The following is a 19612-nucleotide window of genomic DNA, read 5'->3' as shown; positions in this document are numbered from 1 at the left end:
TGACCAGTTCAGAATACCTATATCCAAGGTGTGTCGGATAGTTTTACGCCTCATGTGTCGTAGAACATGCCGGATGCACAGGTGGAGCCGCTCGCGCTCGGAGCCTTGCTATCCTGGCGCGCACAGGAGCTCCCCGGACGGACAGGAAGGTGGGACGCATGTCGGCGGATTCGGCGGACAGCAGGCCCCGCCATCGGCGGATCCACCTGTTCCAGACGCTCGGGGCGCTGCTGGGCGGTGTCACGCGGGTGACCGTGCCGGTCCTCGGGGACGCCGACCGAGCGGCGCTCATCGCCGAGCTGGACGAGGTGTCGCGAGTGATCGGCTTGCAGGACCCGGTCGCGTACGCCGAACGCTCATGGCCGCTCATGGACCATCTCGTCGCCCTCTGTCCGAACCGGATCCTGGTCACGACCGCTCGCGATGCACTCGCGCTGCTGTCGCCGCAACTCGAGGTCACCGCCGACACCGACTGGCTTGACTGGCCGTCGCTCGCGGTCGACTTCCCGATCCTCCGCGACGCGGTGGCGGAGGGCGACGCGATCGCCGCGGAACTGGCCGTGGAACGACTGTGGGGGATGGCCGCCACGCTCCCGTGAAGCATTCCAAATGCTGATATGCTGCAAGAGTCGCTTGCGACACAGCTGCCGGAGACGCCGGTCAGGACATTCGGGTTCCTGGCCCGAGCGCCTGGTGGTGAGTCGGGTGGGTGGGTTTCGGGTATCCGCCCACCCGGCGTCTCAAGCCCCATCCAGCAACGACACAGCCCCCACGCCGTCGGGCGCAGGGGCTGTGTGGAAGCGGGTCGCTCAGCCGATGACCGGGCCGAACCGCTCGGGGAGCACGCTCTTCGACACCCGACGCAGTTCGGAGACCGGGATGGTCAGGACGTCCTGGATCTCGAGGGCGGGCTCGGTCGCGTCGCCGACGGCCGAGGCGTCGGTCACGCCGATGCGGAGCACCGGGTAGCCGCGGCCCTCGCACAGGCCCTGGAACTTGACGTCATCCTCGCGCGGCACCGAGACGATGACGCGTCCGGTGGACTCGGAGAAGAGCGCCGTCGTGAGGTCGACGCCGTCGCGCGTGAGCAGCTCGCCGAGGAACACCCGGGCACCGACACCGAAGCGCATGACGCTCTCCGCGAGCGCCTGGGCGAGACCACCGTCGGAGAGGTCGTGGGCGGAGGACACGAGGCCCTCCTTGGCCGCGGCGTGCAGCAGCTCGGCCAGCGTCTTCTCGCCGGCGAGGTCGACCTTGGGCGGTAGACCGCCGAGGTGGTCGTGGATCGTCCCGGCCCAGGCGGAGCCGTCGAGCTCGAGCGACGTGGTGCCGAGGAGGTAGAGGTTGTCACCCTCGTCCTGCCAGCCGCTCGGGATGCGGCGTGCGACGTCGTCGATCACGCCGAGGACGCCGACGACGGGCGTCGGGAAGATCGGGACGTCGCCCGTCTGGTTGTAGAACGACACGTTGCCGCCGGTGACGGGCACGCCGAGCTCGAGGCAGGCGTCCGACAGGCCGGCGACGGCTTCGGAGAACTGCCACATGACCTCGGGGTTCTCCGGCGAGCCGAAGTTCAGGCAGTCGGTGACGGCGGCCGGGACGGCACCGGTGACGGCGACGTTGCGGTAGGCCTCCGCGAGCGCGAGCTGCGCGCCCTGGCGCGGGTCGAGCTGGCAGTAGCGGCCGTTCGCGTCGGTCGCGATGGCGAAGCCGAGGCCGGACTCCTCGTCGACGCGGATCATGCCGCCGTCGTCGGGGAAGGACAGCGCCGTGTTGCCCATGACGTAGTAGTCGTACTGGTTGGTGATCCAGCTCTTGTCGGCGAGGTTCGCCGAGCCGAGGAGGGAGCGGAACTGCTGCTCCAGCTCGGCGGGGGCGTCGGTGCGGGGGAGGGCCGACGCGGAGTCGGCCTGCAGGGCGTCGATCCAGGTGGGGTAGGCGACCGGGCGCTCGTAGACCGGGCCGTCGACCGCGACGGTCGAGGGGTCGACGTTGACGATCTCCTCGCCGTGCCAGTTGATGACGAGGCGACCGGTGTCGGTGACCTCACCGAGGACCGAGGTCTCGACGTCCCACTTGTCGGTGACGGCGAGGAAGGCGTCGAGCTTGCCCGGCTCGACGACCGCCATCATGCGCTCCTGCGACTCCGACATGAGGATCTCCTCGGGCGTCAGCGAGGGGTCGCGCAGCAGCACGTGCGAGAGCTCGACGAACATGCCGCCGTCGCCGTTGGCCGCGAGCTCGCTCGTGGCGCAGGAGATGCCGGCGGCACCGAGGTCCTGGATGCCCTCGACGAGGCTGTCGCGGTAGAGCTCGAGGCAGCACTCGATGAGCACCTTCTCGGCGAACGGGTCGCCGACCTGGACGGCCGGACGCTTCGTCGGGCCGTTCGCGTCGAAGGAGTCGGACGCGAGGATGGAGGCGCCGCCGATGCCGTCGCCACCGGTGCGGGCACCGAAGAGGACGATCTTGTTGCCGACGCCCGAGGCGTTGGCGAGGCGGAGGTCCTCGTGACGCAGGACGCCGACCGACAGGGCGTTGACGAGCGGGTTGCCCTGGTACACCTTGTCGAAGTAGGTCTCGCCGCCGATGTTCGGCAGGCCCAGGCAGTTGCCGTAGGAGGAGATGCCGGCGGTGACGCCGTGCACGACGCGCGCGGTGTCGGGGTGGTCGATGTCGCCGAAGCGGAGCTGGTCCATGATGGCGACCGGTCGGGCGCCCATCGAGATGATGTCGCGGACGATGCCGCCGACGCCCGTGGCCGCACCCTGGAAGGGCTCGATGTAGGAGGGGTGGTTGTGGCTCTCGACCTTGAAGGTCACGGCCCAGCCCTCGCCGACGTCGATGACGCCGGCGTTCTCGCCCATGCCGACCATGAGGTTCTTCTTCATGTCGTCGGTGACCTTCTGGCCGAACTGGCGCAGGTAGATCTTGCTGGACTTGTAGGAGCAGTGCTCGCTCCACATGACCGAGTACATGGCGAGCTCGCCGCTCGTGGGACGACGGCCGAGGATCTCGCGGATCTTCGCGTACTCGTCGGCCTTCAGGCCGAGGGCGCCGTAGGGCTGCTCGCGGTCCGGTGTCGCGACGGCGTTCTCGACGGTGTCGGCGACGGCGGAGCTGGTGGGGGTGGTGGTCGTCACGAGGGCAGGACTCCAAAGGAAGTGGTGGGATGCCGGACCCACCAATCTTAGCGGCGCGCGGCGACGAACAGATCCTCGGATGGGCGTCGGAGATCGACGCCGATTCGTCACGGTGCGGTGCCGGATTCGAGGTCGCTTCACGAGCTTCGAGATCGACCGTGACGATCGGTGCGATGGTTGCGTCCTATCACCAACGAAGCGATCAACCGCTCGCTCGAGACGAACCAGGAAGGGCAACACCATGTCGAACACCACCAACTCCCCGAAGCCCACCGTCACGAAGGGTGTCGTCGGCGAGAACAACGCCGCCACGCAGACGAACACCCACGGCAAGACGGTCATCGACAACGGCGTGGTCGCGAAGATCGCCGGCATCGCAGCCCGCGAGGTCCGCGGCGTGCACGCGCTCGGTGGTGGCGCAGCCCGTGCCTTCGGTGCCATCCGCGACGCCATCGGCTCCTCCGACCTCTCGCAGGGCATCCGCGTCGAGGTCGGCGAGACCCAGGTCGCCGTCGACGTCGTGATCGTCGCCGACTACCCGGTGGACCTGCAGGCCGTCGCGAGCGAGGTCCGTGCCTCCATCATCCGCGCGATCGAGCAGTTCGTCGGCATGGAGGTCACCGAGGTCAACGTGACCGTCAGCGACGTCTTCATCCCGTCCGACGACGAGGACCAGAACGCCGAGGCGCGAGTCCAGTGACCGCGACCAACACCGGCATCCTGATCGGCGCCGTCCTCGCACTCAGCTGGGTGGCCTTCGGGTTCTGGGCGTTCGTGTTCGTCGCGGTCGCGATGGGGATCGGCGCCCTCGTGGCCCGCATCGTCACCGGCCAGACCGACCTGAACGCGATCGTCGACGCCGTCCGCGGGAAGCGCGTCTCGTCATGACCACCGCCGTCCTCGACCGGGGTGTGGCCCCGGTCGCCGAAGCGCCCGTCGTGCACCCGCACGGCGGGCCGGGCCGGACGCGGGTCACCGCGAAGGCCCTCGAGCACGTCGCCGTGAACATCGCGGCCGAGTCGCTCGGGGTCCCGGTGGGACGCGTGAAGGTCGAGCTCGCCGACGACCGGGGCGCACTCGCGCTCATCGTCACCTCGCCGATGCGTGCGATCCCACTGGCGCGCGTCTCGGCCACCCCCGACGCGCTCCAGCGCGCAGGGGGCTCCATCGTCGAACGCGTCTCGGCCGCCACCGGTGCCATCGCCGCTCGCGTCGAGCAGTTGTCCGGTTCGAGCGTCTCGCGCGTCTCCATCCGCGTGAGCGGACTCGAGATCGACCAGGAAGGACGGGTCTCATGACCGCCACCGCAGCCACGACCCCGGTCGCCGGTCCGACGAGGGTGCTCCGGCGCCTGGCTCGCCGCGAACTGCACTCGCCGCGCTCGACCGCCGCGATCCTCCTCGCGGTCCTGCTCGTGCTCGTCGCGCTCTGGATCGCCGTGGAGACGGTGCTCGCCCTCATCGGCGTCCGCCCGCTCCTCGTCGCCCCGGGTGAGATCCCGGGAGCCGCGGCCAGCCTGCCGACGACGCAACCCGTCATCCTCGGTGTCGCGGGGGCACTCGTGCTCCTGCTCGGGGTGATCCTCATCGGGATCGCGCTCGGACCGGGACGTCGGCACCGCCACCTGTTGTCGACCGGGCGCGTGCTCGCGGTCGTCGACGACGAGGTCATCGCGTCGGCCCTCGCGCAGCGCGCCTCGACGACGGCCGCCACGCATCCTGACGGCACCTCGGTGGCCGTCGGTCGTCGGACCGCGGCGATCCGGATCACCCCGGCCAGCGGCATGCCCGTCGACCGGTCCGAGGTCGACCGCGCCGTCGCCGCAGACCTCGACGCGTTCGGCCTGCAGCCGTCGCTCCGGGCGACCACCTCCATCTCGTCGAACGGGAAGGTCGGACAGTGAACTCCACCAACCGCGGACTGAACCGTCTGCTCATCCTCCTCATCGGAGTCGTGTTCGTCGTGGTCGGGGCGGCGGCGCTCGCCGTCGTCACCGTGCCCGTCGTCGCCGACTGGTGGCGCGACAACCGTGCCGCCGTGCTCGACACGATCGACGGCTGGTTCGCCTGGAACCCGTTCGCCGCTGTGCCCGGCGCGGACGCCGGTCAGACGGCCCCGGTCCTCGTCCCGATCGCCGGGATCGTGCTGCTCGTGCTCGTCGCGGCGCTGCTCATCTCGTTCGTCCTCCGCCAGGGTCGTGGCCGTTCCGGCGTCGTACACCGCGCGACCGTCGAGCACGGCGACATCGTGCTCGAGACGGACGTCGCGGCCAACGCGCTCGGCGATGCGCTCGACGACACCGAAGCGTTCTCGTCCGTCCGCGTCTCCGCCTGGGACGTGAACCGGGCACAGGCGCTCAAGGTCGCCGTCACCTGCCGGCGCGGCGTCTCGCCCCGCACGGCGGTGGAGACCGTCAGCACGGCGGTGGAGTCGCTCGATCGCCTGCTCGGCGTCGAGCTCCCCGTCCTCGTGGAGGTCGGAGGCGGCTTCCGCGCCGCCAAGCCGAAGCGCGTCCTCCAGTGACCGTCACTGATCCGGACGTGCCGGTGCAATTGCAAGCCCCCGTCCGAATCGGCTGATCCGCAGCCACGCGTCGCAGAATGCCAGTGTCGCGGGATGGACCATCGGGACACATCAACGCCCCACGGCGATCCGTGGGAGAGGGAGCAACACCATGGGTAAGAAGATCCTCCTCATCATCGTCGGCCTCATCGCCTTCGGTGCCTACACGCTCGGTGCGAAGGCCGGTCGCACGCGGTACCGCGAGATCAAGCACGCCGCAGAAGAGTTCTGGAACGACCCTCGCGTCGAGAAGGCGCGCAAGAAGGCCGTGAAGAACGCGAAGAAGGCTACGGCGAAGGCCCAGAAGGAAGTCCAGAAGAAGCTCCACTGAGCCTCGTCGCCCGCCCGTCCGCGGGTGGAACGCCGCCCGCTCGCCCAGGTCTGGGGGAGCGGGCGGCGTTCGTGCTCACAACACCTTCGAGAGGAACGCGCGCGTCCTGGCGTGCTGCGGATCGGCGAGCACCTCGCGGGGCGCTCCGGTCTCCACGACGACGCCGCCGTCCATGAACACGAGCGAGTCGGCCACCTCCCGGGCGAACCCCATCTCGTGCGTCACGACGATCATCGTCATGCCGTCCTTCGCGAGCCCCTTCATGACGTCGAGGACCTCGCCGACCAGCTCCGGATCGAGTGCCGAGGTCGGCTCGTCGAACAGCATGAGCTTCGGGTCCATCGCGAGGGCCCGCGCGATCGCGACCCGCTGCTGCTGACCGCCCGACAGGTGACCGGGGTACGCCGCCGCCTTGTCGCTCAGACCGACCCGGTCCAGGAGTTCCCGGCCGCGCTGCTCGGCGACCGCTCGCCGTTGGCCCTTCACCTGCATGGGCGCCTCGATGATGTTCTCGAGCGCCGTCATGTGGGGGAACAGGTTGAACCGCTGGAACACCATGCCGATGTCGCGCCGCTGCTTCGCCGCCTCCTTGGGCTTCAACTCGTAGAGCTTGTCGCCCCGCTCGCGATAGCCGATGAGGTCCCCCTCCACGAGCAACCGTCCGCCGTCGACCCGCTCCAGGTGGTTGATGCAGCGCAGGAAGGTCGACTTGCCGGAACCGGACGGCCCGACCAGGCACATCACCTCGCCGCGTCGTACCGTGAGGGAGATGTCCTTGAGGACCGTGTTCGAGCCGAAGGACTTCACCACGCCCTCGGCGCGGACCATGTCGGTCGTGTCCGTGATCGTCATCGTCGTTCTCCGCTCTCGCCGTCGGCAGGGCTCTGCTTGGCGCGCGCCTCGGCCTCCTGGACCTGGATGGCCTCGGTCGTGACCGGTGCCCCCGCGTCGATCCGGGTGAGCCCGCGCGCGAACCGCTTCTCCAGGAAGTACTGACCCACCATCAGGATCGAGGTGAACAGCAAGTACCAGAGCGACGCGACGATGAGCAGCGGGATCGGGTTGAACGTCTCGGACGAGATGTCCCGAGACCTCGTGTAGAGCTCCTGCGTGAACGGGACGGCCGTCACGAGCGAGGTGGTCTTGAGCATCGAGATCACCTCGTTGCCCGTCGGCGGGATGATGATCCGCATCGACTGCGGCAGGATGACCCGCCGCATCGTCTGCGCCCAGCTCATCCCGAGCGCCGTCGACGCCTCCTCCTGTCCCCGGTCCACCGACAACAGACCGGCGCGCACGATCTCCGACATGTAGGCGGCCTCGTTGAGCGCCAGCCCGATGACGGCGATCCAGAACGTGTTCAGCGCGGCGTCCGTCGGCAGCTGTGTGATCGGCGGGAGGAACGGCAGGCCGATGTCGAGCGTCGGGTAGATCGTCGCGAGCAGGCCCCAGAAGACCAACTGCACGTAGACCGGCGTCCCGCGGAACAGCCAGACGAAGCCCCACGCGATGGCCTTGAGCACCGGGTTCGGCGACAGTCGCATGATCGCGAGCACGACGCCGAGGACGATGGCGCCGATCATCGAGTACACCGTCAGCTGCAGCGTGATGAGCGCCGCCATGGTGATCCGCCGGTCGAAGACGTACTTGCCGACGGCCGGCCAGTCGTACGCCGGCCGCGTCGCCGCGTCGACCACGAAGGCGATGAGCAGCAGCACGATGATGACGGCGAACACGTTCCGCCAGGGATGGCGGAGCTTGACGACCTTCAACGGCACCGGGGGCGCGGACCCCGTGCCGGTCGTTCTGGAGTCGCTCACGGTCAGCTCGTCGCGCCGTTGATGTCGATCTTGTCGATGGCGCCGGACTCGACGCCCCACTTGCTCAGGATCGAGCCGTAGGTGCCGTCGTCCATCAAGGACTGCAGGGCGGCCTGGAGGGCCTTGCCGAGGTCGCCTCGGTCCTTCGCGATCGGCATGCCGTAGAGGAACGTCGAGTACACGTCGCCGGAGAGTTCGAGCTTCCCGTCGCTCTGCTGGACGGCGTACTGCACCACCGGGGAGTCGGCGGTCATCGCGTCGGCGCGGCCGAGTGTGACCGCCGCCGTCGCCTCGTCCTGCGTGTCGTAGCCGAGGGCCTCGATCGCCGGCTTGCCGGCGTCGGTGCAGGCCTGCGACTTGGCGGGGACGTCGTCGAGGGCCTCCGTCGTGCCGTTCTGGACCGCGACCTTCAGCCCACAGGCGTCGTCGGGGTCGACGGACTTGCCCGCGAGGGTCGCCCACTGGATCCCGGCCGTGAAGTAGTCGACCATGTCGACCTGCTGCTGGCGCTCCTTGGTGTCGAAGAAGGACGACAGCCCGACGTCGTACTTGCCACCGGTGATGCTCGGGATGATGTTGTCGAACTTCGCCACCTGGTAGTCGGTGGTGAGACCGAGCTTGCCGGCCATCGCGTCGGCGAGCTCGATCTCCCAACCGATCGGGTCGCCGTTCGCGTCCTTGAACTCGTTGGGCGCGTAGGTCGCGTCGGTGCCGAGGATGAGCTTGCCGGCCTGACGGATGTCGTCGGGGAGCAGGGCCTCGGCCGCCTTGTCGACGGTCACCGCGGCCGTGGAGCCGGTGGCGTCGGGCGTGGCGACCTCGTTGTTGACGCAGCCGGTGAGCAGCAGCGCGGCGGCGGCCGTGAGTGCGGCCGGGAGCAGGTATCGGTTCTTCATGTCAGGTTCCTTGCTCGGTTGATGTGGTGGTGGAGGTGAAGACGCGGCGTCCGGCGATCCAGGTCCCGACGGTCCTGGTGTGCGCGATCTCGGTGGTGGGGCCGGCGAACGGGTCACGATCGACGAGGACGAGGTCTGCGACGGCACCGACCTCGATCACGCCGGTGTCGTCGCGGTGGTCGATCCGGTTGGACCCGCGCGTGTACGCGGCGATCGCGGCTCCGAGCGTCAGCGACTGTCCGGGGTTCAGCGGTTCGGGGTGGTGGTCGGGGTCGTCGGCCGGCAGCGTCCGGTTGACCGCCACATGCAGGGCCTGCCATGGGTCGGGGGTCGTGACGGGCCAGTCCGATCCGGCACAGAGCAGGGTGCCGAGTCGTGCCGCATCGCCGAACGGATACTGCCAGGAGGCGCGTTCGTCGCCGAGCAGGGGCAGGTTCAGCTCGACCATCTGGGGCTCCCACGTGGCCCAGAGCGCCTGCATGTTCATCGTGACGCCGAGTCGGGCGAACCGCGGCAGGTCGTCGGGGTGGACGATCTGCACGTGCGCGATGTGGTGCCGGTTGTCGCTCTCGCCGTTGCGCTCCCGCGCGGCCTCGAGGGCGTCGAGGCACTCGCGGACCGCCCGGTCGCCGATCGCGTGGAAGTGGACCTGGAACCCCGCGGCGTCGAGCCTCGTGACCGCCTCGACGAGGATCGCGGGCGCCAGGAAGGAGATGCCGTGCTCGGGCGCGGTGTCGCCGCAGTGGCAGGTGCGGAGGTAGGGGTCGATCATCGCGGCGGTCCGGTTCTCGGGGATGCCGTCCTGCATGATCTTGACGGTGCCCGCGGTGAAGTGCCCGGTCGTCATCCCGAGGGCTGCGGCGCGGCGTGCGATCGCGTCGCGGCGTGCGATGAGGTCGTCGATCTGCTCGAGTCCACGATCCCGGTCCCACCAGAGCGCCCCCACGACGTCGCTGGTGAGCGACCCGTCCGCCATCGCCTGCAGGTAGGCGTCGCTCGTGTCGGTGTGGCTGCCGTAGTCGCCGACGATCGCGTCCTGCCAGCCGGTGACGCCGAAGCCGTGGAGGGTCTGCTGGGCTGCGACGAGGGCCGCCGCGACGTCCTCGTCGGTGTCGACGGGGACGAACCGGGACACGAGCGAGCGGGCACCCTCGTGGAGCGAGCCGCTCGGGGTGCCGTCCGCGCCCCGCTCGATCCGGCCGTCGGCGGGGTCCGGTGTCGTGTGGTCGATGCCCGCGAGCCGGAGTGCCGCGGTGTTTACCCAGGCGCCGTGGTGGTCGCGGTTCTGGAGGAAGACGGGCCGGTCCGGCACCACTCGGTCGAGGTCCGCGGCGAGCGGGGTGCCGCCGGGGAAAGCGGCCTGTTGCCAGCCGCCGCCGACGATCCACGGGCGCTCGGGGTGGGCCTCGGCGTAGGCCGCGATCGTGGCGAGGTACCCCTCGGGTGTGCGCTCGGCCGACAGGTCGCACGCGAGCTGTTCGAGTCCGGCCTCGATCGGGTGGACGTGCGCGTCGACGAAGCCGGGGAGCAGCAGACCGCCTCGGAGGTCCACGACCTCGGTGTCGGGACCGATCGCCGCGTGTGCGTCGGCGTCGAGGGCGACGACCCGGCCGTCGGAGACGGCGACGGCTCCAGTCTGCGGCGTGAGCAGGGCGTTCCGGAAGACGGTGCCTCCGGTGAAGACCGTGTCCGCGTTGCTCGTCATATCACCTGCTCGAAGCGTCGGTGGTGCCGTCTGGCCGGCGCGTCATCCTCGGCGCGCTAGCGGTATCGAGAGCATAACCCGGATCGAGGTGACGGATTCGTGCGTCCGATCGCGTTTCTGCAACGGAATCCTTCAACCGGAGCGTCAGCGCACGCGAACGGGCCCGGAGCAAGCGCTCCGGGCCCGGCTGATTGCAGGAGGTGTCGACGCGGCTCAGGCGACGAGCGTGCGCAGTCCTTCGACCAGCGGCGTCGTCGGACGTCCGATCAGCCGACCGAGGTCGCCGCTCGTGTCGGCGAGGAGCCCGTCACGGGTGTTGCCGTCGAGGGCGACGACGAATCCCGCGGTGCCCTCGTCGAGACCGGCGGCCCGCAGGGCCTTCAGGTGGTCCTCGGGGGAGAGGTCCTGGTAGACGACCTCGCGGCCGACGACCTCGCTGATCGCCTGCGCCAGCTCGGGGTGCGACCACGCGACGTCGCCGGCGAGCTCGTAAGCCTTGCCCTCGTGGCCGTCGGTGGTGAGGACGACGGCGGCCGCCTCCGCGTAGTCGGAGCGCGACGCGCTCGACACGAGACCGTCGCCGACGCTTCCGACGAACGATCCGGTCGCCTTGGCCTGGTCGACGGACTGGCCGTAGTTCTCGGTGTACCAGCCGTTGCGGAGGATGGTGAAGGGGAGGCCGGACGCGTGGATGAGCTCCTCGGTCGCCTTGTGCTCGGGGGCGAGGATCAACGGGGAGGTGTCGGCCCGGAGTGCGCTCGTGTAGACGAGGCGGGCGACGCCGGCGCGCTTGGCGGCGTCGATGACCGCGGCGTGCTGGGCGACGCGCTGGCCGACCTCGCTGCTGGAGACGAGCAGGACCGTGTCGCCGGCCTCGAGGGCGGCGTCGAGGGTGGCAGGGTCGGCGAAGTGGACCTTCGCGGTGCGGACGCCCTGTGCGGCGAGATCTGCGAGCGCCTCGGTCCGGCGGCCGGTGGCGACGATGGTGGCGGGGTCGGTGCCGCGGGCGAGCAGGTGCTCGACGACGAGGTGGCCGAGCTGGCCGGTGGCTCCGGTGACGACGAGAGACATGTGAGGGTCCTTTCGATGGGGTTCGCTGAGGAGGAACCCGCTTCCGATCACATTACTTCCCGATCCGCAGTACCCACTTTGAGGTAAGCTACTGTCCGACGAGTAAGGAATGAGTCATGACAAGCGTGGACACGCAGCTGGGAAGACGCCCTGGATTCACCGACGGCATCCTGCCGGCCGCCTGCCCCTCGCGCACGGTGCTCGACCACGTGACCAGCAAGTGGGGCGTCCTCGTCCTCCTGGCGTTGTCCGACGGCACCCATCGTTGGGGTGAGCTGCGACGGGTGGTCCAGGGCATCAGCGAGAAGATGCTGGCCCAGACGCTCCGCACGCTCGAGGAGGACGGCCTCGTCGTCCGCGTCGCGCACCCCGAGATCCCGCCTCGTGTCGAGTACAGCCTGAGCGACCGCGGTCGCGACCTCAATGAGCACCTGATGCCCTTGATGGCGTGGATCGACCACAACGCGTCGGAGATGCTCGGACGCGCCTGAGCCTTCATTCGCCCATCTTTGGGCGAACGAGCCTCGCGTCGCCCAAAGATGGGCGAACGAGGGGCGTTAGGCGGTCCGGCCGAGCGCTGCAAGGACGTCGACGAGCGTCGACGGGTCGCCGACGTTGCCCGGCACGACGACGTAGAGCTTCTCCTCGTCCTCGGGAGTCACCACGCTCCACACGGAGACCCCGGGTAGCACCTGTCCGAGGACGCGCGCGCGCCTGGCGCCGAGGCCGACCCGGGCGACCTCGGCGGAGGTGATGCCGCCCTTCGACACGACGACCTCCACCGATCGTCGGAGCGCAGCGGTCGCCGACGTCAGTGCGATCATCACCCGCTCGCCGTGGTCGAGCGTGTTGTGCGAGGCGTCCCGTTCCCGCTCGGACGAGATCGCGGCGAACCCCGTCGCGGCGAGTCTCGCTCGAACGGCCTCCGCCACAGCCCGCCCGGTGGCGACGGCATCCTGGAGGGCGTCACTCGTCGGGACGATCTCGGCAGGGCCGAACGCCGCCTCGATCGGAGCGAGCTGTCGCGTCGCACCGATGGTGTGGGAGCCGCAGACGAGGAGCGCGGCGATCGGCTCCGCGACGAGCGGCGAGGGAAGGAGGCCGTCGCTCTCGACGCCCGCGATGGCCGCAGCGAGGGGTGACGCGGACCGGACGACCACGTCGGCTCCGTCGGCCCACGCCGCCGTGATGGCCTGCGCGATGAGCCGGACGTCGTCTCCCGTCTCCGCGTCCGGAAGGAGCACCGTTCCGGGAACGGCATCACGGAGAGCTGCACGGAACTCGGCGGCGTCGTCGCGGAGACCCGCCAGACCGAAGTGGGCGGCCTCCCGCCCGGACTGTTCGCGCACGTAGTCCGGCAGGTGTCCCGAGCGGAACGGGAAGACGGGGTCCTGCGCGTACTCCGTCTCGTGGGCCGGCAGCGTCTCGTCACCGATCCGGACGTAGTGGGTGCCGCCGATCGTCGTGCGCCCGCCCTCCGGGAAGGCCGGGACGAACACGATGACGCTGCGGTCCCCGGTGAAGACTGCGGTCTCGGGGAACACGTGCCCGCGCAGGGTCGAGTCACCTCTGAGGACGATGTGCACCCGTTCACCGAGCCGGCGTCCAGCCTCCTCAGCCTCGGTCCGAGTGCGTTCGAGGAGCACGACCGCGTCGGCCTCGGGGACGGCCCGGGTGTTGGTGAGCAGGTAGACCGCGTCGGCTCCGCCGAGGGCCTGCTCGATGAGGTCGGCGTCCCACTCGAGGAGGACGTCGACGCCGGAGGCCGACTGCGTGCCGGTGGGGTCGTCGTCGAGGATGAGGGTCTTCATGGCGTCCTAAGCGGTGTCGTCGCGACGGAGTTCGGAGAGTACGCGATCGACGATACTGGTCGTCGCGAGTCCGTAGCGTTCGTGGAGGGTTGGGAGCGCCCCGGCGTCGAGGAACGCGTCGGGGAGGCCGATCGGGACGACCCGCTTCCCGAGCCCGCGTCGCACGACCGCGCTCGCGACCGTCTCGAACAGCCCACCGACGACGGTGTGGTTCTCGAGGGTCACCGCGAGGCGCGGCGTGTCGATCTCGGCGAGGACCGTCGCCTCGTCGAACGGCTTGATCGTCGGCGTGTGGACGACCGAGACGTCGAGATGATGTGCCGCGAGCGCCTCCGCCGCCTGCAGGGCCCGCATCGTCATGAGCCCGCTGGAGATGAGCACGACGTCGGCGCCGGGCCGGAGGACCTTCGCCTTCCCGAGCTCGAACGTGTAGTCGTACTCGTCGAGGACCATCGGCACGTTCCCGCGGAGCAGTCGCAGGTAGGTCGGGCCGTCGTGCGCGGCGAGCTGCGGGACGGCCTGCTCGATGTCGAGGGCGTCGCACGGGTCGACGATCGTGAGGTTCGGCATGCCGCGGAAGATCGCGACGTCCTCGGTCGCTTGGTGGCTCGGTCCGTACCCCGTCGTGAGCCCAGGGAGCCCGCCCACGATGTTGACGTTGAGGTTCGGCTCGGCGATGTCGAGGCAGATGAAGTCGTACGCCCGGCGAGCGGCGAAGACGGAGTAGGTGGACGCGAAGGGGACGAGACCCGTCTCCGCCATGCCGGCGGCGGTGCCGTACAGCAACTGCTCGGCCATCCCCATCTGGAAGAAGCGCTCCGGGTGGGCCTTCGCGAAGACGTGCATGTCGGTGTACTTGCTGAGATCGGCGGACAGGCCGACCACCCGTCGGTCCGTCTCGGCGAGTGCCGCGAGGGCGTGACCGAAGGGAGCCGACGAGGTGCGTTGACCGGGATCGGCGAACGACGCGATCATCGCGGACGTCTTGAGCCTCGGGCTCGTGGTCGTGGTGCTCATGCCTGGTCCGTCCCGTCGAATCCTGCGGTCAGCTCGTCGCGGCACAGCTGCCACTCGTGCTCGTCGATCTTCATGAAGTGCGCCTTCTCCCGCTGTTCGAGCAGTGGGACGCCGCGCCCGACGAGCGTGTCGCACAGGATCACCGCCGGGACCCCCCGGGCCTCCGCTGCGGTGGTCGCGCGGTCGACCGCATCGAGGAGCGCGTCGACGTCGTTGCCGTCGACGCGCTGCGTGAACCAGCCGAACGACGCCCACTTCTCGTGCGCCGGCTCGATCCCGAGGACGCCGGCCGTCGGTCCGTCCGCCTGCAGGGCGTTCATGTCGACGAACGCCAGGAGGTTGCCGAGACGGTGGTGGTGCGCGCCCATCGCGGCCTCCCAGGTCGAACCCTCGTCGAGCTCCCCGTCGGAGAGGAAGTTCACGACGCGAGCACCGTTCCCCTGCAGGCGGAGCCCCAGCGCCATCCCCACCGCGACCCCGAGGCCGTGGCCGAGCGAGCCGCCCGAGATCTCCATGCCGGGGGTGTAGCTGGCCATCCCCGACATCGGCAGGCGCGAGTCGTCGGAGCCGTAGCTCTCCAATTCCTCGACCGGGATCACCCCGGCCTCCGCGAGCGCGGCATACAGGCCAATCGCATAGTGCCCCGTGGAGAGCAGGAAGCGGTCTCGGCCCTCCCAGTGGGGGTCGGCAGGGCGGAGACGCAGGAGGTCCGCGTAGGCGACGGCGAGGATGTCGGCGGCCCCGAGACCCTGTCCGACGTACCCCTGACCCTGCACTTCGCCCATGTCGAGGATGTGGTGGCGGATGCGATGTGCGGCCGCCCTGACCGCGGTGCCGCGTGAGGACCGGGTCGTCGGCTGATCGGCGGTGCCGGTGATGGTGGAGGTCATGCTGGATTCCTTCCGGATCGGATGGTGCCGACGTCGGTCGCCGTCGGCCGACACCACCCGGTGGATCGTGGGGCGGTCGGTCAGCGGCGGAGGAGCTCGACCGGGCTGGTGTCCGCGGCGGTCAGTTGTCCGGTCTTGATCGGCGCGGTCTCGCGGGCGGTGAGCGCGCAGAGGGTGGAGACGATCCCGAGCGCGCTGAGGAGCACCGCGGGGCCGATCCAACCGATCCAGCCGTACAGTGCCGTCGCGATGAAGGGCAGCAGCCCGGCGATGACGCTCGCGCCGTTGTAGCCGAGCGAGATGCCCGAGGAGCGGACGTTCCGGTCGAACTGCTCGGAGAACCAGGACCCCTCGACCGCGAAGATCGGGTCGTGGCTGAGGATGAGGCTCAGGGTGACGGCGACGATGATCATGATGATCGCACCAGTGTTGATCAGCAGGAACATCGGGACACCGAACAGGATCGTGAAGATCGAGCCGATCAGGAAGACGTTCCGACGACCGATGCGGTCACTGAGTGCGCCGTAGGCCAGATGGGTTCCGAGGCCGAGCGCCGAGCCGACGAGCGTGCCGTACAGGACGTACTGCTTGTCGGAGATGCCGGCGAGCACCACGTACGACAGGGCGAAGCTCGTCGTGATGTAGTAGCCGCCGGTCTCGGCGAGTCGCAGACCCATGATGCGGAGGATGATCCGCCAGTCCTGCTTGATGACCTGGATCGCCGGGCGCTTGTGGATCTCTCCGGCCGCCTTCATCTGCTCGAAGTCCGGTGACTCGTGGATGCCGAGACGGATCCAGAGGCCGATGGCGACCATGACGATGGAGAACAGGAACGGTACCCGCCACACCCAGTCGCCGTCGAAGAGTGCGGCGCTGAGGAGGAACGAACCGTTCGCCAGGAGGAGCCCGGCGGGAATCCCGATCTGCGGGACCGCGCCGAAGAACCCTCGGCGCTTGAGCGGTGCGTGCTCGACCGCCATCAGGACGGCGCCGCCCCACTCGGCCCCGTACCCGATGCCCTGGATCGCGCGGAGCAGGATCAGCAGGATCGGTGCCAGCACGCCCACCGTCCCATAGGTCGGGAGGAGGCCGATGAGGAAGGTCGCGACCCCCATGATCGACAGTGCCCAGATGAGGATCGTCTTGCGGCCGATGCGGTCGCCGAAATGCCCCGCGAGGTACCCGCCCAGTGGGCGGAAGAGGAAGCCGATCGCCAGTGTCGCGAAGCTGGCCAGGACACCGACGAAGGCGTTCTCGGCGTGGAAGAACGCCGTCCCGAAATACGCCGCTGCCGCGGTGCCGTAGATGAAGAAGTCGTAGCTCTCGACGGCCGTCCCGATCATCGAGGCCGTCGAGACCTTGATCGGGTTGTCCTTCACCGGAGCCGGTGCGGGGGTGGGGTGTGCCATGGGTTCCTCCTTGAACGAATGGTGGGGGGTCGTGCGGTCGGGCGTCGCTCAGACGCTCGGACGATAGGTCTCGATCACGCGGGAGTCGTCGCGGGTGCCGAGGCCGGCCTCGGCCGCGGCCAGGTATCGCTCGCGGGCGGCGTCGAGGACGGGCGTCGACGCGCCCGCGGCGCTCGCCGCATCGGCGACGAGCCCCGCGTCCTTGACGAAGATGTTGATCTGGCTCGAGACCTCGACGTCGGTGCCCTCGAGCATCCGGGGGCCACGGTCCGAGAGCATCCAGGATGCGGCGGCGCCGGACTCGACCAGGGGGAGCACGGTCGCCGGGTCGAGCCCGAGCGCTTCAGCGAGGGCGAGCGCTTCGGCAGCGGCGACGATGTGCACGGCGCAGAGGTGCTGGTTCACCACCTTGATGCCCTGCCCCTCGCCGACCTCGTCGCCGACGATCCGGACGGTGCCGAGCGCTCCGAGGACCCCCGACACCGTCGCGGTCGCCGTCGATGGGCCGGACACGAAGAGGGTCAGTTCGCCCGTGCGTGCCCGGGCGACGCCTCCGGTGACCGGCGCGTCGACGACGGCGGCACCAGCTGCGGACAGGCGTGCACCCTGCTCGGCCACGGAGGCCGGGCCGACCGTGCTCATGACCACCCACGTCTGGCCCGCGACGTCCGTGGCGTCGAGGGCGTGGTCCACCAGGGCGGCCAGCTGATCAGGCGTCGCCACCATCACGATGACGATGTCGGCGCGGGGTGCCTCGGCGAGCGACGACACGGCGGGGACTCCGACGGTGGCGGCGCGCTCGTGGGCGGCGGGGAACGGATCGACCCCAGTGACCCGGTGACCGGCGGCGACGAGCTGGGCGGCCATCGGGAGACCGATCGCGCCGATACCGACGAAGGTGAGCGTGGTTGCGGGCTGTGGCGTCGTCGCCATGGCGTCCTCCATCGGTGCGCGGGTGTCAGCGGATGATTGGTTCAACCAATCTGCTGCGAACGATCGTACGGCGCTCGCTCCGACCGTGTCAAGTATTGGTTGAACCAATGCTGCGTGCGGGATGGGGGCGTCGAGCCGGAGAGGCCGCGCTCGCGGGTGCCTGGGCGACTCGCGTCAGTGCGCGTCGACCCCGAGCTGCAACCAGTCGACGAAGTGCTGGTGCATGGCCCGCCGAGCGGCCTCGGGGTCGTGGGAGGCGAGGGCGTCGACGACGGCGTAATGGACGCTGTCGGTGTTGCGCACCCCGTGCTCGTCGGGCTCCTCGACCGCGATCGCTTGCAGTCGTCTGGTGCGGATCGCCTCGCGCAGGACGTGGCTGAACCCGGCGTGCATGAGCCGGAAGATCGGATCGTCGACGATGGCGTTCAGGCGACTGTGGAACATGACGTCTGCTTCGAGAGCCGCCTCGTGATCGCCGGATCGCGTCGATTCGATCATGCGGTCGACGTCCGCGCGCAGCAGGGCGAGCTGCTCCTCGGTGACGAGGCTCGCGGCGGCTTCGGCGACCGTCTCCTCGAGCAGCATGCGCGACCGAGCGAACTGTTGGTCCGTCAGGTGTCCGAGTTGTCGGGAGATCGTGAACCAGCTGCGGACGAAGTCGTCGCCGGGGGCGTCGAGATAGGTTCCGCGCCCCTGCGTGCGGTACAGGAAGCCGAGCCGTTCGAGGACCGCGAGCTGCTCGCGGAGTGCGCCCCGGCTCATCTCCAGCGCATTGCCGAGCTCGCGCTCAGGCGGAAGACGTCTGGCGGTCGTGTCGGGCTCGGGGGTGGACAGCTCGATGAGGCGACTCACGAGCGCCTCGAGCGGTTCAGCCACATCCGCCCCCTCGATTGGTCCGACCAGCTTCGATCGTAGCCGGTGCGTTCGTTCGCCCAAGTTTGGGCTACCGAACGTTCCCTCGCCCAAACATGGGCGAACGAACGAGCTAGACCGCCTGGAGGGCCTGCACGGCGCTCGTGAAGAAGGCGAGACCGTCGACACCGGAGCGCATGGCGAGCGGGGTGTCGGGACCGAAGCCCGGCTCGATCGCGTGCTCGGGGTGCGGCATGAGCCCGACGACGTTGCCAGCGGGGTTCGTGAGGCCGGCGATGTCGTCGAGCGAACCGTTCGGGTTCACGCCCGCGTAGCGGAAGGCGACCAGGCCCTCGCCCTCGACGCGCGCCAGGGTCTCGGCGTCGGCGATGTAGCCACCGTCGGCGTTCTTGAGCGGGATGGTGATCTCCTGCCCCTTCGAGAACTGGTGGGTCCAGGCGGTGTCGGCGTTCTCGACTGTGAGCAGCTGGTCGCGACGGATGAACTGCTGGTGGGCGTTGCGGATGAGGCCACCGGGCAGCAGGTGCGCCTCGACGAGCATCTGGAAGCCGTTGCAGATCCCGAGGATCGGCATGCCCTTGCCGGCGGCGTCCTTCAGCTCGGTCATGATCGGCGAGACTGCGGCGATCGCGCCGGCGCGGAGGTAGTCGCCGTAGCTGAAGCCACCCGGCAGGATGACGGCGTCGACGCCCTGGAGGTCGTGGTCGCCGTGCCAGAGCGCGACGGGCTCGGCACCCGCCATGCGGACCGCGCGCTGGGCGTCGCGGTCGTCGAGCGAACCGGGGAAGGTGATGACACCGATACGGGTCGTCATGCCTCGGAGCCCTCGGGGTAGTGGATGGCCACGACGTCCTCGATCACGGCGTTCGAGAGGATGTCGTCGGCGATCTGCTGCACCGTGGCGCGCGTGGCGTCGGTGATGGGGCCGTCGACCGTGAGCTCGAAGCGCTTGCCGATGCGGACATCGGTGAACTCGCTCTTGCCGAGACGCGCGAGGGCGCCGGCGACGGCCTTGCCCTGGGGGTCCAGCAGTTCGGCTTTCGGCATGACTTCTACGACGATGGTCGGCACGGAGGTCTCTTTCGTTGCGACGCGGCGGGGATGCGAACAGTCTAGCGCCGAGCGCACGACGCGGCGCCGACGAGGTGCAT

At 69.5% G+C, this 19612-nt stretch carries 22 protein-coding genes; 8 read left to right on the top strand and 14 right to left on the bottom strand.

Annotated elements, in window-relative coordinates; translation table 11 throughout:
• The first annotated feature begins 158 nt into the window (after positions 1 to 158).
• Positions 159 to 599 (top strand): GntR family transcriptional regulator, encoded by a 441-nt coding sequence (locus B9Y95_RS10695; RefSeq protein WP_085511864.1) that lies wholly within the window; start codon positions 159 to 161, stop codon positions 597 to 599.
• Between the two features lie 210 nt (positions 600 to 809).
• Here the strand turns inward: B9Y95_RS10695 and purL are convergent, their stop codons facing one another.
• Entirely contained in the window at positions 810 to 3143 is a 2334-nt protein-coding gene (gene purL, locus B9Y95_RS10690) for a phosphoribosylformylglycinamidine synthase subunit PurL (protein WP_085511863.1), read from the bottom strand.
• Between the two features lie 241 nt (positions 3144 to 3384).
• On the opposite strand from purL, the gene B9Y95_RS10685 reads away from it, so the two are divergent.
• The 6 genes from B9Y95_RS10685 to B9Y95_RS10660 all read left to right on the top strand — a co-directional run bounded on the left by B9Y95_RS10685 (position 3385) and on the right by B9Y95_RS10660 (position 6036).
• The gene (locus B9Y95_RS10685) at positions 3385 to 3843 is read left to right on the top strand and encodes an Asp23/Gls24 family envelope stress response protein (protein WP_079001390.1); all 459 of its coding nucleotides are present in this window, start codon (positions 3385 to 3387) and stop codon (positions 3841 to 3843) included.
• Positions 3840 to 4031 carry a DUF2273 domain-containing protein gene (locus B9Y95_RS10680; RefSeq protein ID WP_056008790.1) on the top strand — a complete coding sequence of 64 codons (192 nt, stop codon included), beginning with the start codon at positions 3840 to 3842 and terminating at the stop codon, positions 4029 to 4031. Before B9Y95_RS10685 ends, B9Y95_RS10680 begins: the two co-directional genes overlap by 4 nt.
• Positions 4028 to 4441, top strand: a complete 414-nt coding sequence (locus B9Y95_RS20665; RefSeq protein ID WP_085511862.1) for a hypothetical protein — start codon at positions 4028 to 4030, stop codon at positions 4439 to 4441. The genes B9Y95_RS10680 and B9Y95_RS20665 overlap by 4 nt, the downstream gene beginning before the upstream one ends.
• Positions 4438 to 5046, top strand: coding sequence for a DUF6286 domain-containing protein (locus B9Y95_RS10670; protein ID WP_085511861.1), 609 nt, complete (start codon positions 4438 to 4440; stop codon positions 5044 to 5046). The genes B9Y95_RS20665 and B9Y95_RS10670 overlap by 4 nt, the downstream gene beginning before the upstream one ends.
• On the top strand, positions 5043 to 5666 hold the full coding sequence (locus B9Y95_RS10665; RefSeq protein WP_085511860.1) for a hypothetical protein: 624 nt from the start codon (positions 5043 to 5045) through the stop codon (positions 5664 to 5666). Before B9Y95_RS10670 ends, B9Y95_RS10665 begins: the two co-directional genes overlap by 4 nt.
• A gap of 151 nt (positions 5667 to 5817) precedes the next feature.
• On the top strand, positions 5818 to 6036 hold the full coding sequence (locus B9Y95_RS10660) for a hypothetical protein (protein WP_064294172.1): 219 nt from the start codon (positions 5818 to 5820) through the stop codon (positions 6034 to 6036).
• 75 nt (positions 6037 to 6111) lie between these two features.
• Here the strand turns inward: B9Y95_RS10660 and B9Y95_RS10655 are convergent, their stop codons facing one another.
• The 5 genes from B9Y95_RS10655 to B9Y95_RS10635 form a co-directional block, all read right to left on the bottom strand.
• Positions 6112 to 6888 carry an amino acid ABC transporter ATP-binding protein gene (locus B9Y95_RS10655; protein WP_085511859.1) on the bottom strand — a complete coding sequence of 259 codons (777 nt, stop codon included), beginning with the start codon at positions 6886 to 6888 and terminating at the stop codon, positions 6112 to 6114.
• Entirely contained in the window at positions 6885 to 7862 is a 978-nt protein-coding gene (locus B9Y95_RS10650; RefSeq protein WP_085512183.1) for an amino acid ABC transporter permease, read from the bottom strand. The genes B9Y95_RS10655 and B9Y95_RS10650 overlap by 4 nt, the downstream gene beginning before the upstream one ends.
• Positions 7859 to 8752 (bottom strand): ABC transporter substrate-binding protein, encoded by an 894-nt coding sequence (locus B9Y95_RS10645; protein WP_191940473.1) that lies wholly within the window; start codon positions 8750 to 8752, stop codon positions 7859 to 7861. Before B9Y95_RS10645 ends, B9Y95_RS10650 begins: the two co-directional genes overlap by 4 nt.
• Position 8753: 1 nt before the next feature.
• Positions 8754 to 10457: an amidohydrolase gene (locus B9Y95_RS10640; RefSeq protein WP_085511858.1), complete on the bottom strand. Its 1704-nt coding sequence runs from the start codon at positions 10455 to 10457 to the stop codon at positions 8754 to 8756.
• Between the two features lie 213 nt (positions 10458 to 10670).
• Complete coding sequence (locus B9Y95_RS10635; protein WP_085511857.1) at positions 10671 to 11528, bottom strand: SDR family oxidoreductase; 858 nt, start codon at positions 11526 to 11528, stop codon at positions 10671 to 10673.
• A gap of 116 nt (positions 11529 to 11644) precedes the next feature.
• On the opposite strand from B9Y95_RS10635, the gene B9Y95_RS10630 reads away from it, so the two are divergent.
• Complete coding sequence (locus tag B9Y95_RS10630) at positions 11645 to 12019, top strand: winged helix-turn-helix transcriptional regulator (RefSeq protein WP_085511856.1); 375 nt, start codon at positions 11645 to 11647, stop codon at positions 12017 to 12019.
• A 66-nt stretch (positions 12020 to 12085) separates the two neighbouring features.
• Here B9Y95_RS10630 and B9Y95_RS10625 read toward each other — a convergent pair whose 3' ends face one another.
• From B9Y95_RS10625 to purS, 8 genes are all read right to left on the bottom strand, one after another.
• A complete protein-coding gene (locus tag B9Y95_RS10625; protein WP_085511855.1) occupies positions 12086 to 13339 on the bottom strand; it encodes a four-carbon acid sugar kinase family protein in 1254 nt (417 codons plus the stop codon).
• Between the two features lie 6 nt (positions 13340 to 13345).
• Positions 13346 to 14356, bottom strand: coding sequence for a transketolase family protein (locus tag B9Y95_RS10620; protein ID WP_085511854.1), 1011 nt, complete (start codon positions 14354 to 14356; stop codon positions 13346 to 13348).
• Positions 14353 to 15246, bottom strand: coding sequence for a transketolase (locus tag B9Y95_RS10615; protein WP_085512181.1), 894 nt, complete (start codon positions 15244 to 15246; stop codon positions 14353 to 14355). The genes B9Y95_RS10620 and B9Y95_RS10615 overlap by 4 nt, the downstream gene beginning before the upstream one ends.
• 80 nt (positions 15247 to 15326) lie before the next feature.
• Positions 15327 to 16655 (bottom strand): MFS transporter, encoded by a 1329-nt coding sequence (locus B9Y95_RS10610; protein WP_085511853.1) that lies wholly within the window; start codon positions 16653 to 16655, stop codon positions 15327 to 15329.
• A gap of 48 nt (positions 16656 to 16703) precedes the next feature.
• The gene (locus tag B9Y95_RS10605; RefSeq protein WP_123539680.1) at positions 16704 to 17588 is read right to left on the bottom strand and encodes an NAD(P)-dependent oxidoreductase; all 885 of its coding nucleotides are present in this window, start codon (positions 17586 to 17588) and stop codon (positions 16704 to 16706) included.
• 174 nt (positions 17589 to 17762) lie between these two features.
• Positions 17763 to 18464: a FadR/GntR family transcriptional regulator gene (locus tag B9Y95_RS10600; protein ID WP_085511851.1), complete on the bottom strand. Its 702-nt coding sequence runs from the start codon at positions 18462 to 18464 to the stop codon at positions 17763 to 17765.
• A gap of 109 nt (positions 18465 to 18573) precedes the next feature.
• Positions 18574 to 19275 carry a phosphoribosylformylglycinamidine synthase subunit PurQ gene (gene purQ / locus B9Y95_RS10595; RefSeq protein WP_064294181.1) on the bottom strand — a complete coding sequence of 234 codons (702 nt, stop codon included), beginning with the start codon at positions 19273 to 19275 and terminating at the stop codon, positions 18574 to 18576.
• The gene (gene purS, locus B9Y95_RS10590) at positions 19272 to 19532 is read right to left on the bottom strand and encodes a phosphoribosylformylglycinamidine synthase subunit PurS (protein ID WP_064294182.1); all 261 of its coding nucleotides are present in this window, start codon (positions 19530 to 19532) and stop codon (positions 19272 to 19274) included. Before purS ends, purQ begins: the two co-directional genes overlap by 4 nt.
• Positions 19533 to 19612: the final 80 nt, after the last annotated feature.

The organism is Plantibacter flavus, assembly GCF_900177615.1.
Taxonomy (GTDB): Bacteria; Actinomycetota; Actinomycetes; order Actinomycetales; family Microbacteriaceae; genus Plantibacter; species Plantibacter flavus.
Note: the sequence above shows the minus strand (reverse complement) of the source record. Positions and strands in the feature narration are given on the sequence as shown.